Source organism: Streptomyces sp. Go-475 (assembly GCF_003330845.1).
Taxonomy (GTDB): Bacteria; Actinomycetota; Actinomycetes; order Streptomycetales; family Streptomycetaceae; genus Streptomyces.
Genome location: NZ_CP026121.1, coordinates 5,337,823 through 5,364,274, shown reverse-complemented (window position 1 = coordinate 5,364,274; position 26,452 = coordinate 5,337,823). Strand labels below are relative to the sequence as shown.

Sequence of the window (26,452 nt, the reverse complement as noted above, 5' to 3'; positions counted from 1 at the left end):
CCTCCGCTGACCACCGGATCCGACCAGGGGGATTTTTCATGGAGTTCCGCATCGACCGTGCGGCGTTCGCCGAGGCCGTGGGCCGGGCGGTACGGGCGCTGCCCGCCCGGACGCCGGTTCCGGTGCTGGGCGGGCTGCTGCTGGAGGCGGACGCGGGGCGGCTGGCCGTGACGGGGTTCGACTTCGAGGCGGCGGTACGGGTGGAGGCCGACGCGGAGGTCGCTGCGCCCGGGCGGGTGCTCGTGCCGGGGCGGCGGCTGCTGGAGGTCTGCCGGGTGCTGCCCGAGGGGCCGGTGAGCTGTGCGCTGGAGGCGTCGCGGTTCGCGGTGGAGGCGGACGGGACGCGCTTCGGGCTGTCGACGCTGCCACTCGCCGAGTACCCGGCCCTGCCCGCGGCGCCCGCGCCGTGCGGCACGGTGGACGCCGGCGCGTTCGCGACCGCCGTCGCGCAGGTCGCGGTCGCGGCCGGGCGCGACGAGACGCTGCCGCTGCTGACGGGCGTCCAACTGCGCCTGGACGGCGGGGAGATGACGCTGGCGGCCTCGGACCGCTACCGGTACGCCGTGCGGCGGCTGGAGTGGCGGCCGGGGGCGGCGGCCGACGGGGTGGTGGACGCGTTGCTGCCCGCGCGGCCGCTGCTGGACGTCGCGCGGTCGCTCGGCCGCGGCGGGGACCTGCTGATCGGGTGGGACCCGGCCGGCGGGGGCGGGCTGATCGGCTTCGAGGGCGGGCGGACGCGGACGGCGCTGCGGCTCCTGGACGGGCGGCTGCCGGCGTACAGGTCGCTGTTCGACATGGCGGGGGCCGCGGTCGCCGAGGTGGAGCGCGAAGGGCTCGCGGAGGCCGTGCGGCGGGTCGCGGTGGTGGCGGAGGCGAACAGTCCGGTGCGGCTGGACTTCTCGGGCGACGGCGTCATGCTGCGCGCCGGCTACGGCGACGACGTGGCGGCCCAGCGCCTGCCGGCCACGCTGACCGGCGCCGACGAGATGCCCGTGGCCTTCAACCCGGCCTACCTGCTGGACGCGCTGACGTCCTTCGAGAGCCCGCGGGTCCGGCTGGAGCTGCTGGGGGCGGGGCAGCGGGCGCTGCTGCACGCCGTCGACGAGCAGGAGGCGGCCGCCGGGGAGCACCGGCATCTGTTGATGTCGGTGAAGCAGCTGGTGTGAAGAGCCGCTCTGCCTGCGCTTTCGTGCGCTCGGGGGGCCGTTGTCAGTGGGCTGCGGTAGCTTCCGAAGTGCTGGGGCGCGAAGGCGCGTGAACAGAACTTCCACAGGGGTGGGCGGGATGGCGAACGGCACGGCGACACCGACGGATCTGGACACCAGGCTGGAGGCACACCGGACCGAGCTGACGGGGTACTGCTACCGGATGCTCGGCTCCTCCTTCGAGGCCGAGGACGCGGTGCAGGACACGATGGTCCGCGCCTGGCGCAGCTACGACAAGTTCGAGGGCCGCTCCAGCCTGCGCTCCTGGCTCTACCGCATCGCGACCAACGTGTGCCTGGACATGCTGACCGCGGGCAACAAGCGCGCCCGGCCCATGGACCTCACCGATTCCACCCCGCTCGCCCAGGCGGCCCTCTCCCCCCGACCGGACAACACCTGGCTGGAGCCCATGCCGGACGCCCGTGTGCTGCCCACGACCGACGACCCGGCGGAGGCGGCGGTCGCCAAGGAGTCGGTGCGGCTCGCCTTCATGGCCGCCCTGCAGCAGCTGCCGGCCAAGCAGCGGGCCGTGCTGATCCTGCGGGAGGTCCTGGCCTGGAAGGCGAGCGAGGTCGCCGAGCTGCTGGACACGTCCGTGGCGTCGGTCAACAGCGCCCTCCAGCGGGCCCGGGCCACCCTCGCCGAGCGGCAGGAGCCGGGCGCCGACGCGGCCGTCTCCGACCCGCTGGACGAGGACCAGCAGAAGCTGCTGGACCGCTACGTCGCGGCCTTCGAGGGCTACGACATGACGGCGCTGACGGCCCTGCTGCACGAGGACGCGGTCATGACGATGCCGCCGTTCGACCTGTGGCTGACCGGCGTGCGGGACATCACCGGCTTCATGACCACCCTCGGCGCGCCCTGCGCGGGCTCCCGGCTGGTGCCGGTGCAGGTCAACGGCCTGCCCGGGTTCGCGCAGTACAAGCCGGACCCGGAGAAGGGCGGCTTCACGCCGTGGGCGGTCCAGGTGCTGGAGATCTCAGACGGCCGGATCACCGGGTTCCACTGCTTCCTCGACACCCAGCGCTGGTTCCCGCTCTTCGACCTGCCCCTCCACCTCGAAGCGGAGGCCGACCAGGTCGAGGAGCGCGCGTAGGGCCGGGTCGGGGTCGCGCAGCCTGATCCGGCCGCCGGCCCGGCGGGCGGCCAGCTGCAGCCGCGCCAGCAGGTCCACGGTGGCGAGGCCCGGCGGCCCCATGCCTCCGACATCGCACACCACGACCCGGGCGCCACTGCCGTGCAGCAGTGCCCGCACGTCGTCGCTCAGCCCTCTCACCTCGTCCCGGGTGACGGAGCCGGGCAGTACGAGCACGGGCGGTGTCATGGCGTCCACGATCGGTAGACCGGGTGGGCGGTGGTAACTCATCGCGGCTGTCCGTCCTCTCGGCGCCGAGGATCACATTGACCCGGGTACGGCCTTCCCCGGAGGGTTGGCTGTATGCCCCATGCATCCGCTCCTCCCCCGCTGTCCGCTGCCCTCTTCGCCGGGGAGGAGCCGGTGTGCGGGGGGTGCTGAGCGGCTTCGCGGTCATCGCCGTCGTCATCGGGGTCGGCTATCTGATCGGCCGCCGGGGGTATCTGGGGGACGGCGGGCGCGAGGTCCTGACGAAGCTGGCGTTCCACGTGGCGTCCCCGGCCCTGCTCTTCACGACGCTGGCGCGGGCCGACCTGTCGGTGGTCTTCTCCGACCGGCTGCTGGTGACGGCGCTGAGCACGGCGGTGGCGGCGGGGGTCTTCGTGGCGGTCGGTGCCGTACGCGGGTGGGGCGTGGGCCGGACGACGATCGGCGCGCTGTGCTCCAGCTACGTCAACTCCGGGAACCTCGGCATCCCGATCGCCGTGTACGTGCTCGGTGACGCGTCGCTGGTCGCGCCGGTGCTGCTGTTCCAGCTGGTCGGTGTCACGCCGGTGGCGCTCACGATCCTGGACCTGGCGCAGGGCGGTGAGAAGCGGCCCCTGTGGCAACGCCTGCTCACCCCGCTGCGCAACCCGATAGCCCTGGGCTCCCTGGCCGGTGTGGCGGCCTCCGCGTCGGGCGTCGGGCTGCCCGGGCCGCTGATGGACCCCCTGACCCTCATCGGCAACATGTCGGTCCCGGCCGTGCTCCTCGCCTTCGGCATCTCGCTGCGGGGCAGCACGCTGCCGCTGCGCGGGGCGGAACGGGCTCCCGTCCTGCTCGCCGTCGCCCTCAAGTCCTTCCTCCAGCCCCTGGCCGCCTGGGCCCTGGCCGCGGGCGCCTTCGGCCTCCACGGAGCACCCCTGCTCGACGTGGTGGTGACGTCCGCCCTGCCGGCCGCGCAGAACCTGTTCACGTACGCGAGCGGCTACCGGGTGGGCGAGGTCCTGGCGAGGGAGGCGATCTTGTTGTCGACGGGGGTGGCGGTGCCGGTTCTGGTGGTGGTGGCGGCGCTGCTCGGATGACTCAGGCCCCGTGGAACTCTCCGGTGTCGAGTTCGAGGCCGAAGGGCGCCGGAAGCTTCATCCGCTCCCCGAACTTAGCGGCCCGTAGCAGGCGGTAGACGCCCGTGCTCCGGCTCCTCGTACAGCGTCACCGTCGGCCCGCCAGGCGCCAGGCCGTCCACCAGGAGATACAGCGGCACCCGTGCCTGGGCGTAGCTCGCGGCCTTCGCCGTGCGGTCGTGACGGGCGGTGGCCTGTGAGGTGATCTCGACTGCGAGTCGGGCGACGGCAGCGGGCACATAGCACTGAACGGGACCGGTGGCGGTCCACCGGTCCCGTTCACCCGAAGGGGAAACCGCCTGGTCAGGCGATACGTTCCAGCACCACCGGCGTCGCCGTGAAGGCCGTGCCCGGGGCTGAGATGTCGTAGGAGCCGTCCAGCGCCTGGAGTGCGTAGTCGAAGCGTTCCGGCGTGTCCGTGTGCAGGGTCAGCAGGGGCTGGCCCTCGGTGATCCGGTCGCCGGGCTTGGCGTGCAGTTCCACGCCCGCGCCCGCCTGGACCGGGTCCTCCTTGCGGGCGCGGCCCGCGCCCAGGCGCCAGGCCGCGACGCCGATGTCGTAGGCGTCCAGGCGGGTCAGGACGCCGGAGGCCGGGGCCTTGATCACGTGCTGTTCGCGGGCCACCGGCAGCTCCGCGTCCGGGTCGCCGCCCTGGGCCGCGATCATGCGGCGCCAGACGTCCATCGCCGAGCCGTCGGCCAGGGCCTTCGCCGGGTCGGCGTCCTTGATGCCCGCGGCGTCGAGCATCTCGCGGGCCAGGGCGATCGTCAGCTCGACCACGTCCGCCGGGCCGCCGCCCGCCAGGACCTCGACCGACTCGCGGACCTCCAGGGCGTTGCCCGCCGTCAGGCCGAGCGGGGTGGACATGTCCGTGAGGAGCGCGACCGTCTTCACCCCGTGGTCGGTGCCCAGGCCCACCATGGTGGAGGCCAGTTCGCGGGCGTCCTCGATGGTCTTCATGAAGGCGCCCGTGCCGACCTTCACGTCCAGGACCAGCGAGCCCGTGCCCTCGGCGATCTTCTTCGACATGATCGACGACGCGATCAGCGGGATCGCCTCGACCGTGCCCGTGACGTCGCGGAGGGCGTAGAGCTTCTTGTCGGCGGGGGCCAGGCCGTCGCCCGCCGCGCAGATCACCGCGCCGGTGGTGTCCAGGACACGCAGCATCTCCTCGTTGGAGAGCAGGGCCCGCCAGCCTGGGATCGACTCCAGCTTGTCCAGCGTGCCGCCGGTGTGGCCGAGGCCGCGGCCCGAGAGCTGCGGGACGGCCGCGCCGCAGGCGGCGACCAGAGGCGCCAGGGGCAGGGTGATCTTGTCGCCGACGCCGCCCGTGGAGTGCTTGTCCGCCGTCGGGCGGGACAGGGACGAGAAGTCCATGCGCTCGCCGGAGGCGATCATCGCGGCGGTCCAGCGGGCGATCTCACGGCGGTTCATGCCGTTGAGGAGGATGGCCATCGCGAGGGCCGACATCTGCTCGTCGGCCACCTCCCCGCGGGTGTACGCGTCGATGACCCAGTCGATCTGCTCGTCGCTGAGTTCGCCGCGGTCCCGCTTGGTGCGGATGACGGAGATGGCGTCCATGGCCATGGCTTGGGCTTCCTTCCGAAGGATCCAGAAGCCGTACGGCCCCTCCGATCCGGTCGCTGAGCGACTCGGAGGGGCCGTACGGGAGTTACGTGCTGAGGTGGTCCGGGCCGAAGGCCTGGGGCAGCATCTCCGACAGCGGCAGGATGCCCGCCGGGGTCTCCAGCAGGAGGTCCGGGCCGCCGAACTCGTACAGCAGCTGGCGGCAGCGCCCGCACGGCACGAGCGTGTCGCCGTTGCGGTCGACGCAGGTGAAGTGCGTCAGGCGGCCACCGCCGGTGTTGTGCAGCTCCGACACCAGGCCGCACTCGGCGCACAGCCCGAGCCCGTACGAGGCGTTCTCGACGTTGCAGCCGGAGATGATCCGGCCGTCGTCCACCTGGGCCGCCACACCGACCGGGTACCGGGAGTAGGGGGCGTACGCCCGGGACATGGCGTCCCGGGCCACCGCACGCAGCTTCTCCCAGTCGACGGACCGGTCGGCGGACCGGTCGGCGGCCCCGCCGGCGTCGGTCACTTGCCCTGTCCCTTCCGGTACGGCAGCCCGTCCGCCTTCGGCATCCGCAGCCGCTGGGCGGACAGCGCGAGGACCACCAGGGTGATGACGTACGGCGTGGCGGAGACGACCTGGTTCGGGACCTCGTCGGTGGTCGCGTACCAGGCGAACACCAGGGCACCGCAGACCAGGGTGATCACGGCCGGGACGTACTTCTTGCGGACCACCAGCCAGATCGCGCCGATGACCAGCAGCAGCGCGCCGAGCAGCAGCAGCGCGTGGACGTTGGCGGAGCCGCCGCGCAGGTTGAGGCTGTCGGTGTAGCCGAACAGGCCCGCGCCGAGGGCGAGGCCGCCCGGCATCCAGTTGCCGAAGATCATGGCCGCGAGGCCGATGAAGCCGCGGCCGCTGACCTGGCCCTCCAGGTAGAAGGGGTTGGCCACGATGGACAGGAAGACACCGCCGAGACCGGCCAGACCGCCGGAGATGACGACGGCGATGTACTTGTACTTGTAGACGTTGACGCCGAGGGACTCGGCGGCCACCGGGTTCTCGCCGCAGGAGCGCAGCCGCAGGCCGAACGCCGTGCGCCACAGGATCCACCAGGTGGCGGGGATCAGCGCCACGGCGACCAGGGTCAGCCAGGAGACGTTGGTGACCAGGCCGCCGAGCAGGCCCGCGATGTCGGAGATCAGGAACCAGCCCTTGTCGTTGAGGTCCCGGAGCGCGTCGGAGAGTCCCGGCACAGTGAAGTTGCCGAGGGAGTCGACCGCCGGGGACTGCTTGGCGGAGCCGCCCGCGTGGCCCTCGAAGGCGAGCGGCGCGAGGTAGCGGGTGGCGCCGAGGGCGAGGATGTTGATCGCCACACCGGAGACGATGTGGTTGACGTTGAAGGTGACGGTGACCAAGGCGTGCAGCAGGCCGCCGAGGCAGCCGCCGATGATACCCACCAGGACACCGGTCCACGGCCCCCACTGGAAGCCGGCCCAGGCGCCGAACCAGGTGCCGAGGATCATCATGCCCTCGAGGCCGATGTTGACCACGCCCGCGCGCTCGGCCCACAGACCGCCGAGGCCGGCGAGGCCGATCGGCACGGCGAGCTGGAGCGCGGTGGACATCTGGCTGACGTTGGTGATGCCGTCGGCGCCGGTGATGATGCGGACGATCGAGGTGAGCGCCAGTCCGCCGGCGATGATCAGCAGCAGGACGGGCAGCGTCAGGCGGCGGCCGGTCGGCGCCGCGGGCTGCAGCGTGGGCTGGTTGAGGTCGGTCGCGGTGGTCATCGGCCAGCCACCTCCTTCGTGGTGTTGTTGGTGCCGAGGACGTGACCGGCGGCCAGTTCGGCGCCGACCCGGCGCTGCTGGCGGCGCAGGCCCCACTCGCGGACGGCCTCGTAGGAGACGACGACCGAGAGCACGATCAGGCCCTGCATGATGACCGCGATCTCCTTGTCGTAGCCGTGGAAGTCCAGCTCCGGCGAGGCCTTGTCGAGCCAGGCCCACAGCAGGGCGGCGAAGGCGATGCCCACGGGGCTGTTGCGGCCGAGCAGGGCGATGCCGATGCCGAGGAAGCCGATGCCGGTGGGGAAGTTCAGGCTGTAGGTGTGGGTGTCGCCGAGCAGGATCGGCAGACCGGCCAGGCCGGCGATGCCGCCGGAGAGCAGCATGGCGGTGAGCACCATGCGCCTGGGGTCGACGCCGCTGGCCGCCGCGGCGGTCTCGGAGGCGCCGGAGGCGCGCAGGTCGAAGCCGAAGCGGGTGCGGTTGAGGACGACCCAGTAGCCGATGCCGAGCAGGACGGCGAGCAGCACCAGGCCGTAGATCTCGCCGGCCGCGCCCATGTCGATGCCGGGGATCCAGCCGGACTCGTGCATCTCGCCGGTGGTGTTGTTGTTGCCGACCTTGACGCCGAAGACGTTCGGCAGCCACAGGTAGGCGATCACGGAGGTGGCGATCGCGTTGAGCATGATCGTCGCGACGACCTCGCTGACGCCGCGGGTGACCTTGAGGACACCGGCGATGCCGGACCAGAAGGCGCCGGTGAGGACGGCGGTGAGGAGCAGCAGCGGGACCTGGATCACGGCCGGCAGGTTCATGTGGGCGCCGACGATGGCGGCCATCATGGCGGCGAGCTGGTACTGGCCGTCGACGCCGATGTTGAACAGGTTCATCCGGAAGCCGATGGCCACCGCGAGCGCCGCGATGTAGTACATCGAGGCCTGGTTGATGATCAGGACCTGGATGTCGGAGAACGACGCCTGCTCGAACATGAGGGCGAACGGCTCGACCGGGTTCTTGCCGGAGGCGACCAGCACGATCGCGCTCAGCACGAAGGCCACGGCGAGCGCGATGACCGGTCCGGCCACCGCGAGGAGCACGCGCTCCTTGTCGAACTTCTTCATCAGCGGGCCTCGTCTTCCGGAGACTCGGGGGACTCGGGCGCCTCGGGGGCCTTTGCCGGGGTCTCGGGGGTCTCTGCGGCGGTCTCGTCGTGCTCGAGGTGCCCGGTCACGGCACCGGTCATGGCCGAGCCGAGTTCCTCGGGGGTGATGGTGGCCGGGTCGGCGTCCGCGACCAGCTTGCCGTTGTAGATCACGCGGAGCGTGTCGGACAGGCCGATCAGCTCGTCCAGGTCGGCGGAGATCAGCAGCACGGCCAGGCCCTCGCGGCGGGCCTCGCGGATGTGGTCCCAGATGGCGGCCTGGGCGCCGACGTCCACGCCCCGGGTGGGGTGGGCGGCGATGAGGAAGCGCGGCTTGTGGCTCATCTCGCGGCCGACGATCAGCTTCTGCTGGTTGCCGCCGGACAGGGAGGCGGCGGTGACGTCGATGCCGGGGGTGCGCACGTCGTAGGCCTCGACGATGCGGCGGGTGTCCTCCTGGGCCGCCTTCGGGTCCAGCCAGACGCCCTTGGCCAGCGGCTTCTCGGTGACGTGGCCGAGGATGCGGTTCTCCCAGAGGGGGGCCTCCAGGAGCAGGCCGTGGCGGTGCCGGTCCTCGGGGATGTAGCCGATGCCCTGCTCGCGGCGCTTGCGGGTGGCCCAGCCGGTGATCTCCTCGTCGGCGAGCCGGATCGTGCCGGAGTCGGCGGCCTTCAGGCCGATGAGCGCGTCGACGAGTTCGGTCTGTCCGTTGCCCTCGACGCCGGCGATGCCGAGGACCTCGCCCGCGTGGATGGTGAAGCTGATGTCGTCCAGCAGGGCCTTGCCGCCGGGGGCGGTCAGGCGCAGCTTGTCGACGCTGATGACCGGGCGGTCGGTGACCGTGGACTCGGCCGTCTCGGGCGTGGGCAGCTCGCTGCCGACCATCATCTCGGCGAGCTGACGGGGTGTCGTCTCGGCGGGGACGGCCGTGCCGACGGTGGTGCCGCGGCGGATGACGGTGATCTCGTCGGCGACGGAGAGCACCTCGCCGAGCTTGTGCGAGATGAAGATGACCGACAGGCCCTCGGAGCGCAGTTCGCGCAGGTTGGCGAAGAGGGCGTCGACCTCCTGCGGCACGAGCACGGCGGTCGGCTCGTCCAGGATGAGGGTGCGGGCGCCGCGGTAGAGGACCTTGAGGATCTCCACGCGCTGGCGGGCGGCGACGCCGAGCTCCTCGACCAGGAGGTCGGGCTCGACGCCGAGGCCGTAGCGGTCGGACAGCTCCTTGATCTTGCGGCGGGCCTTGGCGCCGATGCCGTGGAGCTTCTCGCTGCCGAGGACGACGTTCTCGAGGACCGTGAGGTTGTCGGCGAGCATGAAGTGCTGGTGGACCATGCCGATGCCGCGGACGATGGCGTCGGCCGGGGAGGAGAAGCTGACCTGCTCGCCGTCGACGGCGATGGTGCCCTCGTCCGGCTTCTGCATGCCGTAGAGGATCTTCATCAGCGTGGACTTGCCGGCGCCGTTCTCGCCGACGAGGGCGTGGACGGTGCCCTTGCGGACGCTGAGGTGGATGTCGTGGTTGGCCACGACGCCCGGGAAACGCTTGGTGATCCCGGCGAGTTCGACAGCGGTCACCGATTCGTTGACCGCCGCTCCGGCCGGAGGGCTGCTGGACGCGTTGATGGCGCACTCTCCTGGGGACGGGGGTCGTCTACGCGCGTAGCGCCCCTACGGCATACAAAGGGGCCGACGCACCGCGACAACGGGGTACGAGGAGCAGCCTCCCCGTACCCCGTTGAGCGGACGTAACCCCGGGGTTACTGCCTGCTCGACTACGACTCGTCAGCTGCTCTTGACCTTGATCTCGCCGCTGATGATCTTCTCCTTGGCCGTCTTGATGGCTGCCTGGAGCTCGGCGTCGTCCGCGAACTTCGGGTTGGAGTTCGACAGGCTCACCTCGCCGGTCTTCAGATCGCCACGAACGATACCGGTCTCGGGCTTGCCGTCCTCGACCGACTTCGCCAGGTTGTACACCGCCTTGGCGACGTCCTTCATCGCCGAGGTCAGGATCGAGTCCTTGTACTTGGCGAGGGCTTCCTGCTGGTACTGGTCGGAGTCCACACCGATGGCCCACACCTTGTTGGCGGCGGCGGCCTCGATCACGCCCTGGCCGGACAGGCCCGCGGCCGCGTAGACCACGTCGGCCTTCTTCTCGATCTGGCCCTCGGCGGCCGTCTTGCCCTTGTCGGGGCTGGAGAAGCCGCCCTCCTCCGCCGTCTGGGTCAGGTACTGGGAGAGGACCTTGACCTTCGGGTTCGTGTCCTTGACGCCCTGCTCGAAGCCCGCCTGGAACTTGTGGATCAGCGGGATGTCCACGCCGCCGACGAAACCGACGACGTTCGACTTGGTGCTCTTGGCGGCGGCGACACCGGCCAGGTAGGAGGCCTGCTCCTCGCTGAAGACCAGGTCGGCGACGTTCTTGGCGTTGATGGTGGCGTCGTCGACGATGCCGAAGGTGGTCTTCGGGAACTTCTCGGAGGCGCCCTTGATGGCCGCGGCGTAGGCGTAGCCGACGCCGATGACCGGGTTGTAGCCCTGCTTCGCGAGCGAGACCAGGCGCTGCTCCTTGTCGGCGTCCGTCTCGCCCTCGGTGGGCTCCAGGTCGGCCGTCTGGTACCCGAACTCCTTCTTCGCCTGCTCCAGGCCCGCGTAGGCCGCGTCGTTGAAGGACTGGTCGCCCTTGCCGCCGACGTCGTACGCGATGGCGAGGCCCTTGTCGCCCTTCGAGTCCGACGACCCGGCGGAGGTCGAGGTGCCGCCGCAGGCGGAGAGCGCGAGGGCCAGGGAGGCGGTCGCTGCGCCTGCGACCGTGATCCGGGAAATCCGGCGCATGGGTGGGTGCTCCTGTCGTACAAGCGCCGGACGGTACAGCTCGGGACTGCCTCACAGCTACGGCGCTGGGTTCCGCCGCAGATTAACGCGCGTAGACCTGCCTGAAAACCCCTTCTGTCCACCTTGTTATCCGGCCGTGGCCAAGCCATCACCCGGACTTGGCCGGGGCGTTGCCGACCGCAAACGCGGGGTGGCGCTGGGTGATCCGGGCGGCGGGTCCGGGAACGGCGGAGCGGGCGGGCACCCTGGGTGCCCGCCCGCTCCGGCTGTTCGTCCCGACCGGTCGTGCCTACTCGGTCTTGACCTTGATGGAGCCGTCGGTGATGCCTTCCTTGGCCTTGTCCACGGCGTCCTTGAGCCCGGCGATCTTGCCGAACTCCGGGTTGGACTCGGAGAGTCCGACGCCGTTGACCTTCAGGTCGAAGGTCTGGGTGCCGGTCAGCGGCTTGTCGTCGTGCACGGACTTGGCCAGCGCGTAGACCGCGCCGCCGACGTCCTTGAGGGCGGAGGTGAGGATGTACTGCTTGTACGGGGCGAGGGCGGCCTGCTTGTACTGGTCGGAGTCGACGCCGATCGCCCAGACCTTCGCCTTGGCGGCGGCCTCGATGACGCCCTGGCCGGAGAGACCGGCCGCCTGGTAGACGACGTCGGCCTTCTTCTCGATCTGACCCTCGGCGGCGGCCTTGCCCTTGTCGGGGCTGGAGAAGCCGCCCTCCTCGGCCGTCTGGGTCAGGTACTGGGAGATGACCTTGACCTTGCCGCCGCTGGTGTCCTGGACGCCCTGCTTGTAGCCGGCCTCGAACTTGTGGATCAGCGGGATGTCGACACCGCCCACGAAGCCGACGGTGTTCGACTTGGTGGCCTTGGCGGCGGCGACGCCGGCGAGGTACGAGGCCTGCTCCTCGGCGAAGACGAGGGAGGCGACGTTCTTGCCCTCGACGACGGAGTCGACGATGCCGAAGGTGGTGTCCGGGTACTTGGAGGCCACGTTCTTCATCGCGGGGCCGTAGGCGAAGCCGACACCGATGACCGGGTTGTAGCCCTGCTTCGCGAGGGAGGCCAGGCGCTGTTCCTTGTCGGCGTCGGTCTCGCCCTCGGTGGGCTCGATGTCGGCGGTCGTGTAGCCGAACTCGTCCTTGGCCTTGGTCAGGCCGGCGTAGGCGGCGTCGTTGAAGGACTGGTCACCCTTGCCGCCGATGTCGTAGGCGATGGCGAGGCCCTTGTCGTCCTTGGTGTCGCTGCCGCCGCTCTCACTGCTGGTGCCGCCACAGGCCGTGGCGACGAGTCCCAGCGACGCGACCCCCACCGCGACGCGGGTCAGTTTGGATATCCGACGCATCTGAAGTTCCCCATTCTTCACAGCCCCGCAGCGGGTGCTCAGTTCGGCGCACATTAACGCGCGTAGACACTCCTGGGAACGGTTCGCCGCGGGGCCGTTATCCATTCGTGCCGATGGCCGGTTACGCCGTTGTGAACCACGGGTTCGAACGGGGTCGAAAGGTGTGTTCGTGGACACGGCGCGTACGTGCTCGTCACGGGACCCAGGCTGCCGCCGGGGTGCGTCGGGCGCAACCGGAGGCTCCGCCAGGGGCGGGGACGGCCGGGGAGGGGGCGGGGTTGTGCGGGCCGTGTGCGGCGCCGTCGTGGCTGGTCGCGCCAGTTCCCCGCGCCCCCAAGAAAGCCGGACCGGTCGGGCCTCTGTTATCGGAGGCCGTTGACCAGGGCCGCCGCCGTGAAGAGTTCGACGCCTACCGTGATCGCCGACTCGTCCACGTCGAAGTCGCCCTGGTGGAGGTCGCGGACGTGACGCTCGCCGGGGGTGCGGACGCCGAGGCGGGCCATCGCGCCGGGGACGTGCTCCAGGTACCAGGAGAAGTCCTCGCCGCCGAGGCTCTGCTCGGTGCCCTCGACGGACTCGACCCCGCGCCGGGCGATCATCGCGTCGCGCAGCAGCTCCGTGACGCCGGGCTCGTTGACGACGGGCGGGACGCCGCGCACGTAGTTGATCTCCGACTTGGCGCGGTGCAGGTTGGCGACCTCGTCGATCGCCGCGACGACGACGTCGGGGGCCGTCCGCCACGCCTCGATGTCGAGGCACCGCACGGTGCCGGAGAGCTCGGCGTGCTGCGGGATCACGTTCGGCGCGTGCCCCGACTCGATCCGGCCCCACGTGATGGCGAGCCCGCTGCGGCTGTCGAAGCGCCGGCCGACCAGGGCGGGCACGTCGGTGACGACGCGGGCGGCCGCGGTGACCAGGTCGGTCGTGAGGTGGGGGCGCGCGGTGTGCCCGCCCGGGCCGTCCAGGGAGATCTCCAGCCGGTCGCAGGCGGAGGTGATGGGGCCCTCGCGGAGCCCGATCTTCCCCGCGTCCACGCGCGGGTCGCAGTGCACGGCGACGATCGCGCCGACCCCTTCCAGCGCCCCGCAGTCGATGACGTCGGCGGCGCCGCCGGGCAGCACCTCCTCGGCGGGCTGGAAGATCAGCCGGACGGGGCGGGGCATCAGGCCCTGCTTGTGCAGTTCGGCGAGGACGAGTCCGGCGCCGAGGACGACGGTGGTGTGCACGTCGTGGCCGCAGGCGTGCGCGCGGTCGGGCACGGTCGAGCGGTACGGGCACTCGGACTTGGTGTCCGGGATGGGCAGGCCGTCGATGTCGGCCCGCAGCGCGAGCATGCTGGGACCGCCGTCCCACTGCTCGCCCGGTACGCCGATGTCACAGACGAGTCCGGTCCCGACGGAGAGGACGCGCGGCTTGAGGCCGGCCTCCTCGAGCCGCTCCTTGATCGCCGCGGTGGTGCGGAACTCCTGATTGCCGAGTTCCGGGTGCATGTGCAGGTCACGTCGGAACGCGATGAGCTCGGCGCGCAGAGCGTCGGGCAGGGCACCGGGGAGTACGGCTCCCCCGGGAAGATCGACCTCTGACTCCAGTGACATCAATTGGTTCACCCTCTGAAGGGTAGGGCGCCAGGCCGGTCGGCTGACCCTCGATCAACAAAACTTCAACCCGTTCGGGGAAGAAAATATGACCGCCGGGCGCATAGCTATCAACTGAGATGGGTAAACTCGCACGCCTTTTGGGCCGTGCCGGGCACCGCACCCCAGGGAGTGTGACGTTGACCACATGCGCGTCACGACTCCGGTATCCATCCATCCTCTCCACGGATACCACGCCGTGCGCGGTGAACACGGGCGCGTTCATCTGCCGGACGCACGCCCCCGATAGGGTGCGCCCCGTGCGCGCCGACCTCCCCGAGTTCCTCCAGGCCACCCGGGCCTCGTACGACGCCGTCGCCGAGGCCTACGCCGCCGAGCACCCCGACAGTCTGGCCGGGAGACCGCTGGAGAGCGCGCTGCTGACCGTCTTCGTGGAGCTGGCCCGGCTGCCCGGGGGGTCCGGGCAGGCCCCGGTCGCCGACCTCGGCAGTGGTCCGGGGTACGTGACGGCCCGGCTGCACGCGCTCGGGCTGCCGGTGTTCGGGGTCGACGTCTCGCCCCGCATGGTCGCCCTGGCCCGCCGGGCGCACCCGGAGCTGCGCTTCCACGTCGGTTCGATGACGGCCCTGGACCTGCCGGACCGGACGCTCGGGGGGATCGTCGCGCTGTACTCGATCATCCACGTGCCGGACGATCAGCTGCCGTCGGTCTTCGCCGAGTTCCACCGCGTCCTGGTGCCGGGCGCGCCCGTGCTGCTCGCCTTCCAGTCCGGGGACGAGGGCGGGCACCTGCGGGTGACGGAGCGCTTCGGGCAGGAGATCTCGCTCGACTACCACTGGCGCACCCCGGACGCGGTCGCCGGGCACCTCGCCGCGGCGGGCCTGGACCTCTACGCCCGCGTCCTGCGTGAGCCCGAGGGCGAGGAACAGCGGCCCCGCGCCTTCCTCCTGGCCCGCAAGCCCCTGCTGCCGGCCGGGTCGGTCACCGACCGGCCCGCCTGACCCGCACCGTGCGACGCCGGGCTGCGGCTCTCCGCGGCTTCGGGTCTTCGCCCTAGCTGTATTGACCCGCAGGGTTGTTGACGCGGGTGATCGGTGGCTGGCCGCCGAGTGCGGTGTGGCAGCGGTGGTGGTTGTAGGTGTGCAGGAAGTCTGTCAGGGCGGCGGTGCGTTCGGTGTTGCTGGTGTAGGGCCGCAGGTAGGCCCATTCGTCGAGCAGGGTGCGGTTGAAGCGTTCGACCTTGCCGTTGGTCTGGGGCCGGTAGATGCGGGTGAGTTTGCCGGTGGCGCCGATCTCGGCGAGGGCTTGTTTCCAGGCCAGGCCTTTGCGGTAGGCCCAGGCGTTGTCGGTGAGCACGCGCTCGATGCGGGTGATGCCGTGCGCGTGGAAGAACGCGGCCGCGCGGATGAGGAAGCCTGCGCAGGTGGCGACCTTCTCGTCGTGGTGGATCTCGCTGTAGGCGAGGCGGTGTGGTCGTCGACGGCGGAGTGGATGTAGTCGAAGCCCATGCCTCCGCAGGGCCCGGCGGCCTGGGCCGAGCATCCTGTGGCCGCCGCCGTCCGGGATCCGGCCGAGTTTCTTGACGTCGATGTGGACCAGCTCGCCGGGGCGGGCGCGTTCGTAGCGGCGGATGACCTGTCCGGTGGGGCGGTCCATGAGCGCCAGCCGGTTCAGGCCGTGCCGAGCCAGGACGCGGTGCACAGTCGAGGCGGGCAGGCCGAGGATCGGGCCGAGGCGGGCGGGGCCGAGTTTGCGGTCCTGGCGCAGGCGGCAGCCACCTACCGCTGGCGCCGTGCGGTGGGTGTGGTCTTCGGACGGCTGGGGCGGTCGTGCAGCCCCGGTTCGCCTTCCGCCCGCCAGCGGCGGATCCATTTGTGGGCCGTGACGCGCGAAATGCCCATTTCCGCAGCGACATGGGCGACCGGGCGGCCGGCGCGGACCCGTTCGACGAGCAGCCGCCTGCCGTGAACGGTCAGCCGGGCATTACGGTGGGACACGAAGACCTCCGTGCGGTGCAGTCCTAGACAGCTCCACCACACCGGAGGTCTTCACCATGATCAAGCCCGGTCGGCGTTAACAACGCTCGTGATCAATACACCTAGCCCGCGGCCACCGCGCCCGTAGGGCCCGCCATGGCCGTCGGACCGGGCGTGGTGGGGTTCACCGCCCCGGGGGAGCTCGTCGGGCCGAGGGGGCCCGGGGTGTCCGGGGTGTCCGGGGTGTCCGGAGTGTGCTCCGGCTCCGCAGGGTCCGGCTGGGGGGCCGGCGACAGGCGGTGGACGTCGCGGGCCGTTCCGGTCACGCCGGAGAGGAAGCCCTGGGCTCGTGGGGAGGCGTTCCGGGTCAGCCATGCCGGGTCGATGTCGCAGACCGCGACGCGGACCTCCGTGCCGGACAGGGCGAGGGGGAGGGTGTGGACGACCGTGGAGGGGAAGCTGAGGATCGTCCGGCCGATGGGGCCGCGGCGGGCGATCAGTTCGAGCGGGAGTTCGGGCCGGACGATCTCCAGGCCCGTCTCGACCGCCAGGCGGCGGAGCTTGTCCGTGCTCTCGCGGCGGTGGGCGAAGTACCGCGTGGCGCCGTGGGCCCTGGCCAGGGCGCTGACGGCTTCCAGGTAGCGGTCGTCGTCGACCACGCCCGTCTCCACCAGGGACGTGCCGACCATGTCGGCGCCCTTGGTGATGCGCGGCGGGCCGAAGCGCTCCCGGGTCCAGGCGAAGGTGTTGGCGCTGACGGCGACGCCCTCGGGGGTCTCCGCCATCGGCATGGAGGAGAAGATCTCCACCCGCCGCTTGCCCCCGGGGGTCAGCCGGCGCCGGGCCGAGGACGACACCGGCGCGAAGATCAGGTCCCGCGGGCCGGGGCGGCCGCCCTTGCGGTGCCAGCGCACCAGGCGTTCGCCCCGGGCCAGCTGCCCCACGAACTCCATCGTGGCCGTGCCGTCGTCGACGACGACCAGGTCACGGGCGCGGGTGATGGTCAGCAGCAGCTGGACGTAGCGGGAGAAGGGGTCCCCCAGCACGATGCGGTGCGCCCTGCGGAGCACGGCGGCCAGACCGCCGATGGTCTGGAAGGGCGCCAGCGGCCCGCCGCGGGCCTCCTCCCAGCGGACCTCGTGCCCCTCCTCGCGGGCCAGGTCGGACATCCGCCGCAGCTGGCCGCGCGTCATCGGGTCGACGGGCGACAGCACCACGAGGGTGAGCCCCACGCCGGGGGCGTGCGCGTGCGCCCACTCCAGCACGTTCAGCAGCTGTACCGGGCTCTCGACGAAGGCGAGAGTGTGGGGGCCGGCGTTCCCGGCGCGGGGGCTCATCGACGTACGACCGTCCCGTCGTAAGGGGGGTGTGGGGGGTGCTGCGCTCAGACGCCGACCGGCTCGCCCGCGGCCGTGGCGATCTCCGCCTCGGCGACCACGCCGGCGACGCGGCGCAGCTTCTTCATCGGGCCCAGCTCGGACTCGTAGACCTTCTTGACGCCGTCGCCGAGGGAGGCCTCGATGGTGCGGATGTCGCGGACGAGGCGGGTCAGGCCCTGCGGCTCGACGGAGGCGGCCTGGTCCGAGCCCCACATGGCGCGGTCGAGGGTGATGTGACGCTCGACGAAGGTGGCGCCCAGGGCGACCGCGGCGAGGGTGGTCTGCAGGCCGGTCTCGTGGCCGGAGTAGCCGATCGGGACGTTCGGGTACTCCTGCTGGAGGGTGTTGATCACGCGCAGGTTGAGCTCCTCGGCCTTGGCCGGGTAGGTCGACGTGGCGTGGCACATCAGGATGTTGTCCGAGCCGAGGACCTCGACCGCGTGGCGGATCTGCTTCGGGGTCGACATGCCGGTGGAGAGGATCACCGCGCGGCCGGTGGCGCGCAGGGCGCGCAGCAGCTCGTCGTCGGTGAGGGAGGCGGAGGCCACCTTGTGGGCGGGGACGTCGAACTTCTCCAGGAAGGCGACGGCCTCGGTGTCCCACGGGGAGGCGAACCAGTCGATGTTCTTCGACTTGCAGTAGTCGTCGATGGCGCGGTACTCGTCCTCACCGAACTCCACGCGGTGGCGGTAGTCGATGTAGGTCATCCGGCCCCAGGGGGTGTCGCGCTCGATGTCCCACTGGTCGCGCGGCGTGCAGATCTCGGGGGTGCGCTTCTGGAACTTGACGGCGTCGCAGCCGGCCTCGGCGGCGGCGTCGATGAGCTTGAAGGCGTTCTCCAGCTCGCCGTTGTGGTTGATGCCGATCTCACCGCAGACGTAGACCGGACGGCCCGGGCCGACCTCGCGCGAACCGAACTGGCGGATACGGGAGTTGGTGCTCATGGCAGAGAAGTCCTTACTTGGTGAGGGAATCGAGAGAGGGGCCGAGGATCCAGCTGGCGATCTCTCGGATCGCGCCGTCGCCGCCGGGGACGGTGGTGACCGCGCGTGCGGCGCCGCGCACGACGTCGTGGGCGCTCGCGACCGCCACGGGCCAGCCCACGAGGGCGAAGCACGGGAGGTCATTGACGTCGTTGCCGACGTAGAGCACGCGCTCCGGCGCGATGCCCTGCTCCTCGCACCACTGCTTCAGCGCGAGGTCCTTGCGGTCGATGCCGTGCAACACCGGGAGCTTGAGCTTCCGGGCCCGGGCGGCGACCACAGGGTTCTGTTCCGTGGACAGGATCAGCATCTTCAGGCCGCTCCGGCGGAGGGCCGCGATGCCGAGTCCGTCCCCGCGGTGCACGGAGACGAACTCCCGTCCCTCGGAGTCGACGAGCACCCGGTCGTCGGTCTGGGTGCCGTCGAAGTCGAGGACAACCGCGTCGATGTCGTCGGCGGTCGGGAGGGCGCCGGGCCGGTCCGCGTCGAACAGCGGCGCGAGGGCCCGGGCGCGGGCGAGGTCGTGCGGGTCGTCGATCTCCAGCACGCGCGCCGGGTCCGTGCGGACCAGTTCGGTGCGGCCGAAGAAGCGGTGCTGGTGCTTGCGGAAGCCGGTCGCCTCCATGGCGTAGGCGGCGCCGGTCTCCAGCAGGTCCTGGGGGCGGTCCTGGCGGCGGGGCCGGAAGGACTTGTCGTGGTTGACGCCGTAGCCACCGCCGGTCGCGGCGTCGGACTCCGCGACGGAGCCGGCCGTGACCTCGTCGTCGGCGTCCCGCCAGATGAAGCCGTGGAAGGGCGCGACGGTGACGGCGGTGTCGGCGCCGTTCTCGACGATCGCGCCGGCGACCCCGTCGATGTCCTCGCGGAGGATGAACGGGCTGGTGCACTGCACGAGCAGGACCACGTCCACCGGCGCCCCGTGCAGGGCCTCGTGGGCGTCCATGGCGTGCAGGACCGCGGCCTCGGAGGTGGCCGTGTCCCCGGCGATGGCGGCCGGGCGCAGCACGACCTCGGCGCCCGCCTCGCGGGCGGCGGCGGCGATGGCCTGGTCGTCGGTGGAGACCACGACGTCGGTCACGAGCCGCGCGGCGCGGCACTCGCGGACCGCTCGCGCCACCAGCGGCACGCCGCCGACGGGCAGCAGGTTCTTCGCGGGCACGCCCTTGGAGCCGCCGCGTGCGGGGATCACCGCCAGCACGCGGCGCACGGAGGCGCCTTGGCCGGCTTCCGGTCGGGACATCGGGTCTACTCCTTGGGCAGGGGTCTCTTGGCGGCTCACAGCTCCCCCATCCGCCGGATGACGGGCGCCACGCGCTGCACGCCGTGCCGGTAGGCGCCGCGCGCCGCCCGGCGCACGATCTGCCGGACCGGTCCGGGCTCCTTGTCGGCGGCGGGCGCGCCGGGCAGCGGGGTGCCGTCCGGGCCGAGGTGGTGGCGGGCGAGGATCCCGGGCAGATAGCCGGGCGCGGTGACGGGGGTGTAGTACGGGGTCAGCGGGGGCAGGCCGCCGGGCCGGTCGAGCAGCTTGGCGATGCGTTCGCGGGCCGCGTCGAAGGCGGACTCGTAGGAGCCGTCGGCCGCGACTCCCTGCCGGGCGACCCACTCCTCGTCGGGCACCGGCCGGTGTCCGGCGTCGAGCTGGTCCCAGGAGGCGAGGCAGCCGGAGCCGATGAAGTGGTGGTTGCCGAGCGACTCGCGGATGCCGAGGTCGGTCAGCACGACCGTGGGGATACGGCGGTGCAGCGACTCCAGGGCGGCCGTGGAGCTGACCGTCACCAGCAGGTCGGTCCGGTCCAGGACCTCGCCCATGTTGCCGTACACCAGGCGGAAGTTGGCCGGCGGATCGAGGCGCTGCACCAGCTTCTGGTACGGCAACTCCTCGATGTGGGTGGTGTGTTCGCCCGGCTTGGAGCGCAGCTTCAGCAGCACCTCGCGCTCGGGGTGCTTCCGGGCGTGCTCGACCAGCCGGTTCAGCAGGTACGTACGGTCCTTGCGGCTCTCGGGGACCGAGGGCTGGGCGGCGAAGACGACCGTGTAGGGGGTGTTCTCGCCTGCGTACGGCGCACCGCCGAGGAACGGCAGGGCCACCTCCGTCACCGCGGAGGCGTCGGCGCCGACCCCTTCGTACACGGCCCGGAAACGGTCCGCGTCCTGGCGGGAGTTGGCGAGGACCAGGTCCGCGCCGTGCCGCAGCAGCAGGCCGTCGGCGAGCTTCTCGTAGACGACGCCGACGTAGCCGGTGACGACGACGGGCCGTGCAGTCCGGCCCTCCCACACGCGCTCGAGGCCGTGCAGCATCGCCTGCACACCGCCGCCCACCAGGGACAGCACGAGGACGTCGTAGGACTCCTCGGCCATGGCGCGCAGGAACTCGACCGCGGTGACCTCCCGCAGCGAGTCGGCGCGCACGCCCACTTCCTGGAGCTGGCGCGGGGTGGGCGTGGCCCGGCCGCGCAGCAGGAATCCGTCGAGGACGGGGCCGACTTGCGCGCCCTCGCGCGCTGCGGTTTCCATGGACGGTCCCGGGGCGATGCGGTGCGCGGTCAGCGCACCCCATTTCCATCGGGTGTCGGAGTCCGCGAGGACCGCGATGCGCGGGCGCTTCGGTGTACTTGCTGGCACGTCGAAGACGCTAGGAAGCGAATCCTAGGTATGGCGGAACCGGGACTCAACGAAAAGTTAACAACACCCCACCGAGAGCCGAACTGGCCTGCTGGAAAGCGGGAAGTACACGGGGTGCACCGTTCTGACACATTGAGTTCACCCGGTGTACCTCCATCGGAAAGTTCCGCTGCCGGGCGGCCTCCTAACGTTTTGCGGGTGCCTAAGCTTTCCGTGATCGTGCCGTTCTACAACGTGCAGCAATATGCCCCGGACACCCTCAGAAGCCTTCGGCTGAACGCCGACCGCGATTTCGAGTTCATCCTGGTCGACGACCATTCGAAGGATGGAACCCCGGCCATTCTCGAACGGGCGGCCGAGGAGCTTTCGGACGTCGCGCAGGTGCGTTACATCCGACACGAGAAGAACGGCGGGCTCGCCACGGCCCGCAACACCGGCCTGGACGCGGCACAGGGCGAGTACCTGACGTTCCTGGACGGCGACGACTGGCTGGCCCCCGGTTACCTCACCGAACTGGTGTCCGCCATGGAGCAGTTGGGCTGCGACTTCGTGCGCACCGACCATGTGCAGGCCACCGCCCGCGCCCGTTCGGTGCACCGGGTCCCGGTCGGCCGCCGCTGGGAGGCGTTCGACCCGCGCGAGGCGATCCTCCCGGCGCACCGCTCCACGTCGGTGGACTACGCCTACGCGTGGGCCGGCGCCTACCACCGCCGCCTCGTCGACAAGGGCGTGCTCCACTTCACCGACGGGCTGCGCACGGCCGAGGACCGGCCGTGGATCTGGAAGCTGCACCGGGAGGCGGAGTCGTTCGCCGTGATCAGCCTGCTGGGCGTGTTCTACCGGCGCGGTGTGGCGTCGTCCCTGACGCAGATCGGGGACGTCCGCCAGCTCGACTTCATCCGCGCCTTCGACCAGGTGATCGAGGAGACGGCCGCGGACCGCGAGGCCGACCGGCTGCTGCCCAAGGCGGTGCGGACCTACTGCGCGATCATCGCCCACCACCTCTCCAACGAAGACAGGTTCGAACCGGCCGTGGCGAGGCAGCTGCGGTCGATGAGCGCGGCGGCCATCAAGCGGATGCCGCAGGCCGCGCTCGCCGACGCCCTGGAGGCCATGGACATGGACCGCGCGTCCAAGCTGCGGCGGCTGCGCCGCCGGGTGACCACGACGGGAGCGGCGGCCTGATGCCCGGGACCACTCAGATCTTCTGCGCCTCGACGCTGTACGGCGTCGCCACCCTGGCCGCCGCGATCGACTCGGACCTCTTCGAGGAGCCGGACCGCCGGGTGCTGCTGGTGTTCAACAACTCCGCGACCCCGGAGACCACCCCGGCCCTCGACGAGATGCCGGGCTTCGAGCCGCTGCGCTCGCACTTCGACGACGTCCTGTCCTGGAACGAGGCCATCCGCCCCTTCCACCCCGGGGCCTGGACACCGCGCTCGGACGACGTCCCGCTGTTCGAGCGCTATCTGCGGATGCTGTGGGGCCTCGGCGACGACCGCGTCAGCCTGGTCCTGGAGTCCATCCAGGTGGCGCCCGCGCTCACGGTGGCCCAGCTGTTCACCGACGCCCCCATCGACGTCTACGCCGACGGGCTGATGAGCTACGGCCCCACGCGCAACAAGCTCGACCCGCTGGTCGGCACCCGCGTGCGGCGGCTGCTGCACCTCGATCTGGTGCCGGGGCTCACGCCGATGCTGCTGACCGAGTTCGGCGTGCCGGCGCGGCTGGTGCCCTCGCCCGCGTTCCTGAAGGTGCTGGGCGAGGTCACCGAGACGGTGCCGGAGCTGCCCGACCTGCCCGGCGACTCGGCGCTGCTGCTCGGCCAGTACCTGTCGGCGCTGAACATCCTCTCCCCCGAGGAGGAAGAGGACCTGCACGTGCGGATGATGCGGGGCGCCGTCGCCCGCGGCCACCGCACGGTCGTCTTCAAGCCCCACCCGACCGCCCCGGCCCGCTACAGCCGCGCCCTGGAGACCGAGGCCGAGAAGCTCGGCGTCGACCTCACGGTGCTGGACACGCCCGTCCTCGCCGAGGTCCTCTTCGACCGCGCCCGGCCCGCCCTGGTCGTCGGCTGCTTCTCCACCGCCCTGTTCACGGCGTCGGCCTTCTACGACCTGCCGGCCGCCCGCATCGGCACCGAGCTGCTGCTGGAGCGGCTGACGCCCTACCAGAACAGCAACCGCGTCCCCACCACCCTGGCGGACGCGCTGCTGCCCGACCTGGAGAGCGACGAGGACGGCGACGTGCTGCCGGCCGAGCGGCTGCCCGGCCTGCTCACCGCCGTCGGATTCACCATGCAGCCGCAGATCTATCCGGAGCTGCGGGAACAGGCCGAGCAGTTCCTCGCCCGGCATCTCGGCCCGCGCACCCGGCGCTACTTCAAGAAGCGGCGCCTCACCGCGCTCGGACTGCCCGGCGGAATTCCGCAGCGGCTGGCGTTCCTGCCCCGCAATTCCACGGCACGCCGGGTGGTCCGGCGGGCCCGGGCACTGCGCAAGGCGGTACGCCGCTGAAAAGGCCCCCGGCGAGGGTCCGCGCGGCGGGTGCTCTCGGCAACATCCAGATGAACCCGCGGAGACCGGCAGGCGAAGCCTGTTGCCATCGAACGTAATTGCGTCAATTCACGTCCTAGGGTGACAGGCGCCCTGCCCGCCCACAGGCGGCTCAGGTAAAGGACATAACGAGCCACACAGAGGTTTTCAGCGTGACCGAGACGGTCGTCAGCACCCGCAAGCCCCAGCCCGGTGTCGCCGTGCTGGTCGAACCACCGGGCGCCCCGACCGTCCCGCGGCGCCGGCAGAGCTCCGGGGGCCGGCTGCGCGCCCTCGACGGGCTGCGGCTGGTGGCCGCGCTGATGGTCGCGGCCTACCACTACGGCGGGCGCGACGGCGAGGTCGCCGAGGCCTGGGGGTCCTCGCCGAAGCTCCAGTTCCCCACGCTGCACGAGGTCTTCGCCTACGGCTGCCTCGGCGTCCAGGTGTTCTTCGTGATCAGCGGGTTCGTGATCTGCATGAGCGGCTGGGGCCGGCCGCTGAAGTCGTTCTTCGCCTCCCGCGCCTCCCGGCTGCTGCCGGCCTACTGGGTGGCGGTCGTCCTCGTCACGGCCGTGTTCGCGCTGCCGATGGTGGCGTACAAGGCGGTCTCGCCGAGCGACGCCCTGGTGAACCTGACCATGCTGCAGATGCCGCTGGGCGTGGACCGGGTGCTCGGCGTGTGCTGGACGCTCTGGGCGGAGATCCGCTTCTACGCCCTGTTCGCGCTGTGCGTCGTGCTGCCCGGGGCGAACCGCCGCCGGGTCATCATGTTCTGCGCGGGCTGGCTGCTCGCGGCGGTGATCGCCCGGAACGCGCACATGCCGCTGCTCGACATCGTCCTGATGCCCGAGTACGCCCCCTTCTTCATCGGCGGTGTCGGCCTCTACCTCGTGCACCTCGACCGGCGGGACGCCTACGGCTGGGGCATCGTGGCCGTGAGCTGGCTGATCGGGCAGCACTACGCGGTGCAGAGCCTGTGGCACGCGCCGGACGCGGGCGGCTTCTCGTACCGCTCCGCCACCGGCATCATCCTCGTCGTCACCTTCGGCTTCGTGGCGGTCGCGGCGATCGCGCTGGGCTGGCTGCGCTGGGCGAACTGGCGCTGGCTGACGGTGGCGGGGGCGCTGACGTATCCGTTCTACCTCGTCCACGAACACCTCGGCTGGGTGGTGATCCACGCCCTGCACCGCGGCCTCGGTCTGCCATCGGCGGTGACTTTCTCCCTGACGGTGGCGTCAATGCTGCTGCTCGCATGGGTGCTGAACAAATATGTGGAGAATCCGCTGACGCCACGCCTGCGGGCCGCGCTGGCCAAGGCCCGCTGAGCTGTTCACGGGACGTTCAACCCACCGTCGGTTCGGGCAACGCTCACAGAGAAGGCTCGTCTCATGACCAACGCACAAGCGACCGACAAGCTCCCCGGTGAACTCGCCGACGTCCCGGGCTGGTTCCCGCCGCTGGACCAGATGCTGTTCACCTGGTTCCTCGAGCAGCAGAAGAAGCAGGGGATGACCGGCGACCTGCTGGAACTGGGCGTCTACATGGGCAAGAGCGCCATCCTGCTCGGCCACCACCTCCAGGACGGCGAGAAGTTCACGGTCTGCGACCTGTTCGAGGGCGAGGCCCCGGACGGCGCCAACAAGGCGGAGTCGCAGAAGTCGTACGCCTCGCTGACCCGGCAGGCCTTCGAGCGGAACTACCTCTCCTTCCACGACACCCTGCCCACGGTGATCGCGGGCCCCAGCTCCCTGGTGTCCGAGAAGGTGGCCCCGAACACCTGCCGCTTCATCCACATCGACGCCTCGCACCTGTACGAGCACGTGCACGGCGACATCGGCGCGGCCCACGACATCCTGCGGCCCGACGGCATCGTGGTCCTCGACGACTTCCGCTCCGAGCACACCCCGGGTGTCTCGGTCGCCGCCTGGGAGGCCGTCCTCAACCGCGGCCTGCGCCCGATCTGCCTCAGCACGCAGAAGCTGTACGGCACCTGGGGCGACCCCGAGCCGCTCCAGGAGGAACTGCTCGCCATGCTGCGGCAGCGCTCGGACGTCGGTCTGAGCGTGCAGGAGGCGGCCGGTCACCGGTTGGTCCGCGCCCGCTCCAGGGGCATGAAGCCGCCGTCGTTCCCGCCCTCCCGGCACTACGTGGAGCCCGCGCCGGCACCGGCCCCCGCCCCCGCGGCCACCGAGTCCCGCGCGGCGCGCCCGGCCCGGCCCGCCCCCTCCCGGGCCCGCAAGCTCGCCAAGGACCTGCTGCCGCCCGTGGTCACCCGGGCCGTGCAGCGGGCCCGGGCGAAGCGGGCCTGACCGCGGGTGTCATGAGACGCCGTAGCGCGCCCCGATCCCCTCGATCACGAGGGCGAGTCCCTCCTCGAAGTGCCGGTCGTAGTTCTCGAAGATCTCCGCGCCCGCCTGGGCCGACAAGGGAAAGTCGGCCATCAGGCGGGCGCGTTCGTCCATGTCGTAGCCCGCGCGGCGCTCCCCGGGCAGGGGGTGCACGCCCTGCTCCTCGGTGACGAAGCCCAGCGTGTACAGGTAGGCCGTGGTGAGGGCGCGGGCCGCCTGGGGGAGGCTGAAGCCGGCGGCCGTGAGCAGGCGCAGGTTGTCCTCCATCTGCCCGGCGTGCTCGATGCCGGTGAAGCGTGAGCCGCTGAACACCTTCGCGCCGTCCCGGTAGCCCAGCAGGGCCGCGCGCAGCCCGTGGTTCGCCTTCAGCAGCCGCTCCCGCCAGGTGTCGGCGGGGTCGAGCGCGGTCCCGGCGACCATCCGGCGGTACATCTCCGTCGCCATCTCGTCCAGCAGCGCCTGTTTGTCCTTGAAGTGCCAGTAGAGGGCGGGCGCCTTCACGTCCAGTTCCCGGGCGATGGCGCGCAGGGTCAGGCCGTCCAGGCCCACCTCGTTCAGCAGCCGCAGCGCGGTGTCCGCGACCCGTCGGCGGTCCAGGGGCTCGCGTCGTTCCGTACTCACGCTTGACAACTTAACACCGTTAAGGCGACGCTCGTGGACGAGGGCACTTAA

The 26,452-nt window shown here is 71.3% G+C and carries 22 protein-coding genes and 2 pseudogenes; 8 read left to right on the top strand and 16 right to left on the bottom strand.

Annotation, left to right across the window (positions count from 1 at the left end; genetic code table 11):
* Positions 1 to 38 precede the first annotated feature (38 nt).
* Together dnaN and C1703_RS24840 are read left to right on the top strand one after the other, a co-directional pair.
* A complete protein-coding gene (gene dnaN / locus C1703_RS24845) occupies positions 39 to 1,166 on the top strand; it encodes a DNA polymerase III subunit beta (protein ID WP_114254932.1) in 1,128 nt (375 codons plus the stop codon).
* A gap of 118 nt (positions 1,167 to 1,284) precedes the next feature.
* Positions 1,285 to 2,301, top strand: coding sequence for a sigma-70 family RNA polymerase sigma factor (locus C1703_RS24840; protein ID WP_114254931.1), 1,017 nt, complete (start codon positions 1,285 to 1,287; stop codon positions 2,299 to 2,301).
* On the opposite strand, the gene C1703_RS24835 is transcribed toward C1703_RS24840, so the two are convergent.
* Positions 2,185 to 2,529 (bottom strand): STAS domain-containing protein, encoded by a 345-nt coding sequence (locus C1703_RS24835; RefSeq protein ID WP_232840580.1) that lies wholly within the window; start codon positions 2,527 to 2,529, stop codon positions 2,185 to 2,187. The genes C1703_RS24840 and C1703_RS24835 overlap by 117 nt on opposite strands.
* 176 nt (positions 2,530 to 2,705) lie before the next feature.
* Between C1703_RS24835 and C1703_RS24830 the strand changes: the two genes are divergently transcribed.
* A complete protein-coding gene (locus C1703_RS24830) occupies positions 2,706 to 3,626 on the top strand; it encodes an AEC family transporter (RefSeq protein ID WP_114254930.1) in 921 nt (306 codons plus the stop codon).
* A gap of 74 nt (positions 3,627 to 3,700) precedes the next feature.
* Here the strand turns inward: C1703_RS24830 and C1703_RS24825 are convergent.
* The 9 genes and pseudogenes from C1703_RS24825 to C1703_RS24785 all read right to left on the bottom strand — a co-directional run.
* A pseudogene (locus C1703_RS24825) lies at positions 3,701 to 3,958 on the bottom strand (Uma2 family endonuclease); the annotation flags it as partial.
* Positions 3,959 to 3,968: 10 nt separating this feature from the next.
* Positions 3,969 to 5,246 (bottom strand): thymidine phosphorylase, encoded by a 1,278-nt coding sequence (locus C1703_RS24820; protein ID WP_198678445.1) that lies wholly within the window; start codon positions 5,244 to 5,246, stop codon positions 3,969 to 3,971.
* Positions 5,247 to 5,337: 91 nt separating this feature from the next.
* Positions 5,338 to 5,766, bottom strand: coding sequence for a cytidine deaminase (locus tag C1703_RS24815; RefSeq protein WP_114254928.1), 429 nt, complete (start codon positions 5,764 to 5,766; stop codon positions 5,338 to 5,340).
* A complete protein-coding gene (locus C1703_RS24810) occupies positions 5,763 to 7,028 on the bottom strand; it encodes an ABC transporter permease (RefSeq protein ID WP_114254927.1) in 1,266 nt (421 codons plus the stop codon). Before C1703_RS24810 ends, C1703_RS24815 begins: the two co-directional genes overlap by 4 nt.
* Entirely contained in the window at positions 7,025 to 8,146 is a 1,122-nt protein-coding gene (locus C1703_RS24805; RefSeq protein WP_114254926.1) for an ABC transporter permease, read from the bottom strand. The genes C1703_RS24810 and C1703_RS24805 overlap by 4 nt, the downstream gene beginning before the upstream one ends.
* Positions 8,146 to 9,744, bottom strand: coding sequence for an ABC transporter ATP-binding protein (locus tag C1703_RS24800; protein ID WP_114254925.1), 1,599 nt, complete (start codon positions 9,742 to 9,744; stop codon positions 8,146 to 8,148). Before C1703_RS24800 ends, C1703_RS24805 begins: the two co-directional genes overlap by 1 nt.
* Before the next feature lie 207 nt (positions 9,745 to 9,951).
* On the bottom strand, positions 9,952 to 11,001 hold the full coding sequence (locus C1703_RS24795; protein ID WP_114254924.1) for a BMP family ABC transporter substrate-binding protein: 1,050 nt from the start codon (positions 10,999 to 11,001) through the stop codon (positions 9,952 to 9,954).
* Positions 11,002 to 11,290: 289 nt separating this feature from the next.
* Positions 11,291 to 12,340 carry a BMP family ABC transporter substrate-binding protein gene (locus tag C1703_RS24790; RefSeq protein WP_114254923.1) on the bottom strand — a complete coding sequence of 350 codons (1,050 nt, stop codon included), beginning with the start codon at positions 12,338 to 12,340 and terminating at the stop codon, positions 11,291 to 11,293.
* A gap of 362 nt (positions 12,341 to 12,702) precedes the next feature.
* On the bottom strand, positions 12,703 to 13,935 hold the full coding sequence (locus C1703_RS24785; protein ID WP_114254922.1) for a M20 family metallopeptidase: 1,233 nt from the start codon (positions 13,933 to 13,935) through the stop codon (positions 12,703 to 12,705).
* A 299-nt stretch (positions 13,936 to 14,234) separates the two neighbouring features.
* On the opposite strand from C1703_RS24785, the gene C1703_RS24780 reads away from it, so the two are divergent.
* Positions 14,235 to 14,936, top strand: coding sequence for a class I SAM-dependent methyltransferase (locus tag C1703_RS24780; RefSeq protein WP_232840579.1), 702 nt, complete (start codon positions 14,235 to 14,237; stop codon positions 14,934 to 14,936).
* Between the two features lie 52 nt (positions 14,937 to 14,988).
* On the opposite strand, the pseudogene C1703_RS24775 reads toward C1703_RS24780, so the two are convergent.
* The 5 genes and pseudogenes from C1703_RS24775 to C1703_RS24750 all read right to left on the bottom strand — a co-directional run bounded on the left by C1703_RS24775 (position 14,989) and on the right by C1703_RS24750 (position 20,895).
* A pseudogene (locus tag C1703_RS24775) lies at positions 14,989 to 15,932 on the bottom strand (IS481 family transposase).
* 101 nt (positions 15,933 to 16,033) lie between these two features.
* Positions 16,034 to 17,248, bottom strand: a complete 1,215-nt coding sequence (locus tag C1703_RS24765; protein WP_114254920.1) for a hypothetical protein — start codon at positions 17,246 to 17,248, stop codon at positions 16,034 to 16,036.
* A 47-nt stretch (positions 17,249 to 17,295) separates the two neighbouring features.
* Positions 17,296 to 18,234: an N-acetylneuraminate synthase family protein gene (locus tag C1703_RS24760; RefSeq protein ID WP_031119834.1), complete on the bottom strand. Its 939-nt coding sequence runs from the start codon at positions 18,232 to 18,234 to the stop codon at positions 17,296 to 17,298.
* Positions 18,235 to 18,247: 13 nt separating this feature from the next.
* Positions 18,248 to 19,513, bottom strand: coding sequence for an N-acylneuraminate cytidylyltransferase (locus C1703_RS24755; RefSeq protein ID WP_114254919.1), 1,266 nt, complete (start codon positions 19,511 to 19,513; stop codon positions 18,248 to 18,250).
* Between the two features lie 35 nt (positions 19,514 to 19,548).
* Complete coding sequence (locus C1703_RS24750; protein ID WP_114254918.1) at positions 19,549 to 20,895, bottom strand: DUF6716 putative glycosyltransferase; 1,347 nt, start codon at positions 20,893 to 20,895, stop codon at positions 19,549 to 19,551.
* A gap of 198 nt (positions 20,896 to 21,093) precedes the next feature.
* Between C1703_RS24750 and C1703_RS24745 the strand changes: the two genes are divergently transcribed.
* From C1703_RS24745 to C1703_RS24730, 4 genes are all read left to right on the top strand, one after another.
* The gene (locus tag C1703_RS24745) at positions 21,094 to 22,080 is read left to right on the top strand and encodes a glycosyltransferase family 2 protein (protein WP_114254917.1); all 987 of its coding nucleotides are present in this window, start codon (positions 21,094 to 21,096) and stop codon (positions 22,078 to 22,080) included.
* Positions 22,080 to 23,411 (top strand): alpha-2,8-polysialyltransferase family protein, encoded by a 1,332-nt coding sequence (locus C1703_RS24740; RefSeq protein ID WP_114254916.1) that lies wholly within the window; start codon positions 22,080 to 22,082, stop codon positions 23,409 to 23,411. Before C1703_RS24745 ends, C1703_RS24740 begins: the two co-directional genes overlap by 1 nt.
* A 239-nt stretch (positions 23,412 to 23,650) precedes the next feature.
* Positions 23,651 to 24,757 (top strand): acyltransferase, encoded by a 1,107-nt coding sequence (locus C1703_RS24735; protein ID WP_232840781.1) that lies wholly within the window; start codon positions 23,651 to 23,653, stop codon positions 24,755 to 24,757.
* A gap of 63 nt (positions 24,758 to 24,820) precedes the next feature.
* A complete protein-coding gene (locus tag C1703_RS24730; protein ID WP_114254914.1) occupies positions 24,821 to 25,741 on the top strand; it encodes a class I SAM-dependent methyltransferase in 921 nt (306 codons plus the stop codon).
* Positions 25,742 to 25,750: 9 nt separating this feature from the next.
* On the opposite strand, the gene C1703_RS24725 is transcribed toward C1703_RS24730, so the two are convergent.
* The gene (locus tag C1703_RS24725) at positions 25,751 to 26,401 is read right to left on the bottom strand and encodes a TetR/AcrR family transcriptional regulator (RefSeq protein WP_114254913.1); all 651 of its coding nucleotides are present in this window, start codon (positions 26,399 to 26,401) and stop codon (positions 25,751 to 25,753) included.
* Positions 26,402 to 26,452 lie beyond the last annotated feature (51 nt).

Bases quoted from the DNA above. Each gene is read 5' to 3' on its own strand.
- C1703_RS24755 (WP_114254919.1), bottom strand. From the start codon at position 19,513: ATGTCCCGACCGGAAGCCGGCCAAGGCGCCTCCGTGCGCCGCGTGCTG.
- C1703_RS24835 (WP_232840580.1), bottom strand. From the start codon at position 2,529: ATGACACCGCCCGTGCTCGTACTGCCCGGCTCCGTCACCCGGGACGAG.
- C1703_RS24740 (WP_114254916.1), top strand. From the start codon at position 22,080: ATGCCCGGGACCACTCAGATCTTCTGCGCCTCGACGCTGTACGGCGTC.
- C1703_RS24785 (WP_114254922.1), bottom strand. From the start codon at position 13,935: ATGTCACTGGAGTCAGAGGTCGATCTTCCCGGGGGAGCCGTACTCCCC.
- C1703_RS24805 (WP_114254926.1), bottom strand. From the start codon at position 8,146: ATGAAGAAGTTCGACAAGGAGCGCGTGCTCCTCGCGGTGGCCGGACCG.
- C1703_RS24795 (WP_114254924.1), bottom strand. From the start codon at position 11,001: ATGCGCCGGATTTCCCGGATCACGGTCGCAGGCGCAGCGACCGCCTCC.
- C1703_RS24760 (WP_031119834.1), bottom strand. From the start codon at position 18,234: ATGAGCACCAACTCCCGTATCCGCCAGTTCGGTTCGCGCGAGGTCGGC.
- C1703_RS24820 (WP_198678445.1), bottom strand. From the start codon at position 5,246: ATGGACGCCATCTCCGTCATCCGCACCAAGCGGGACCGCGGCGAACTC.
- C1703_RS24840 (WP_114254931.1), top strand. From the start codon at position 1,285: ATGGCGAACGGCACGGCGACACCGACGGATCTGGACACCAGGCTGGAG.
- C1703_RS24810 (WP_114254927.1), bottom strand. From the start codon at position 7,028: ATGACCACCGCGACCGACCTCAACCAGCCCACGCTGCAGCCCGCGGCG.
- C1703_RS24765 (WP_114254920.1), bottom strand. From the start codon at position 17,248: ATGAGCCCCCGCGCCGGGAACGCCGGCCCCCACACTCTCGCCTTCGTC.
- C1703_RS24790 (WP_114254923.1), bottom strand. From the start codon at position 12,340: ATGCGTCGGATATCCAAACTGACCCGCGTCGCGGTGGGGGTCGCGTCG.
- dnaN (WP_114254932.1), top strand. From the start codon at position 39: ATGGAGTTCCGCATCGACCGTGCGGCGTTCGCCGAGGCCGTGGGCCGG.
- C1703_RS24730 (WP_114254914.1), top strand. From the start codon at position 24,821: ATGACCAACGCACAAGCGACCGACAAGCTCCCCGGTGAACTCGCCGAC.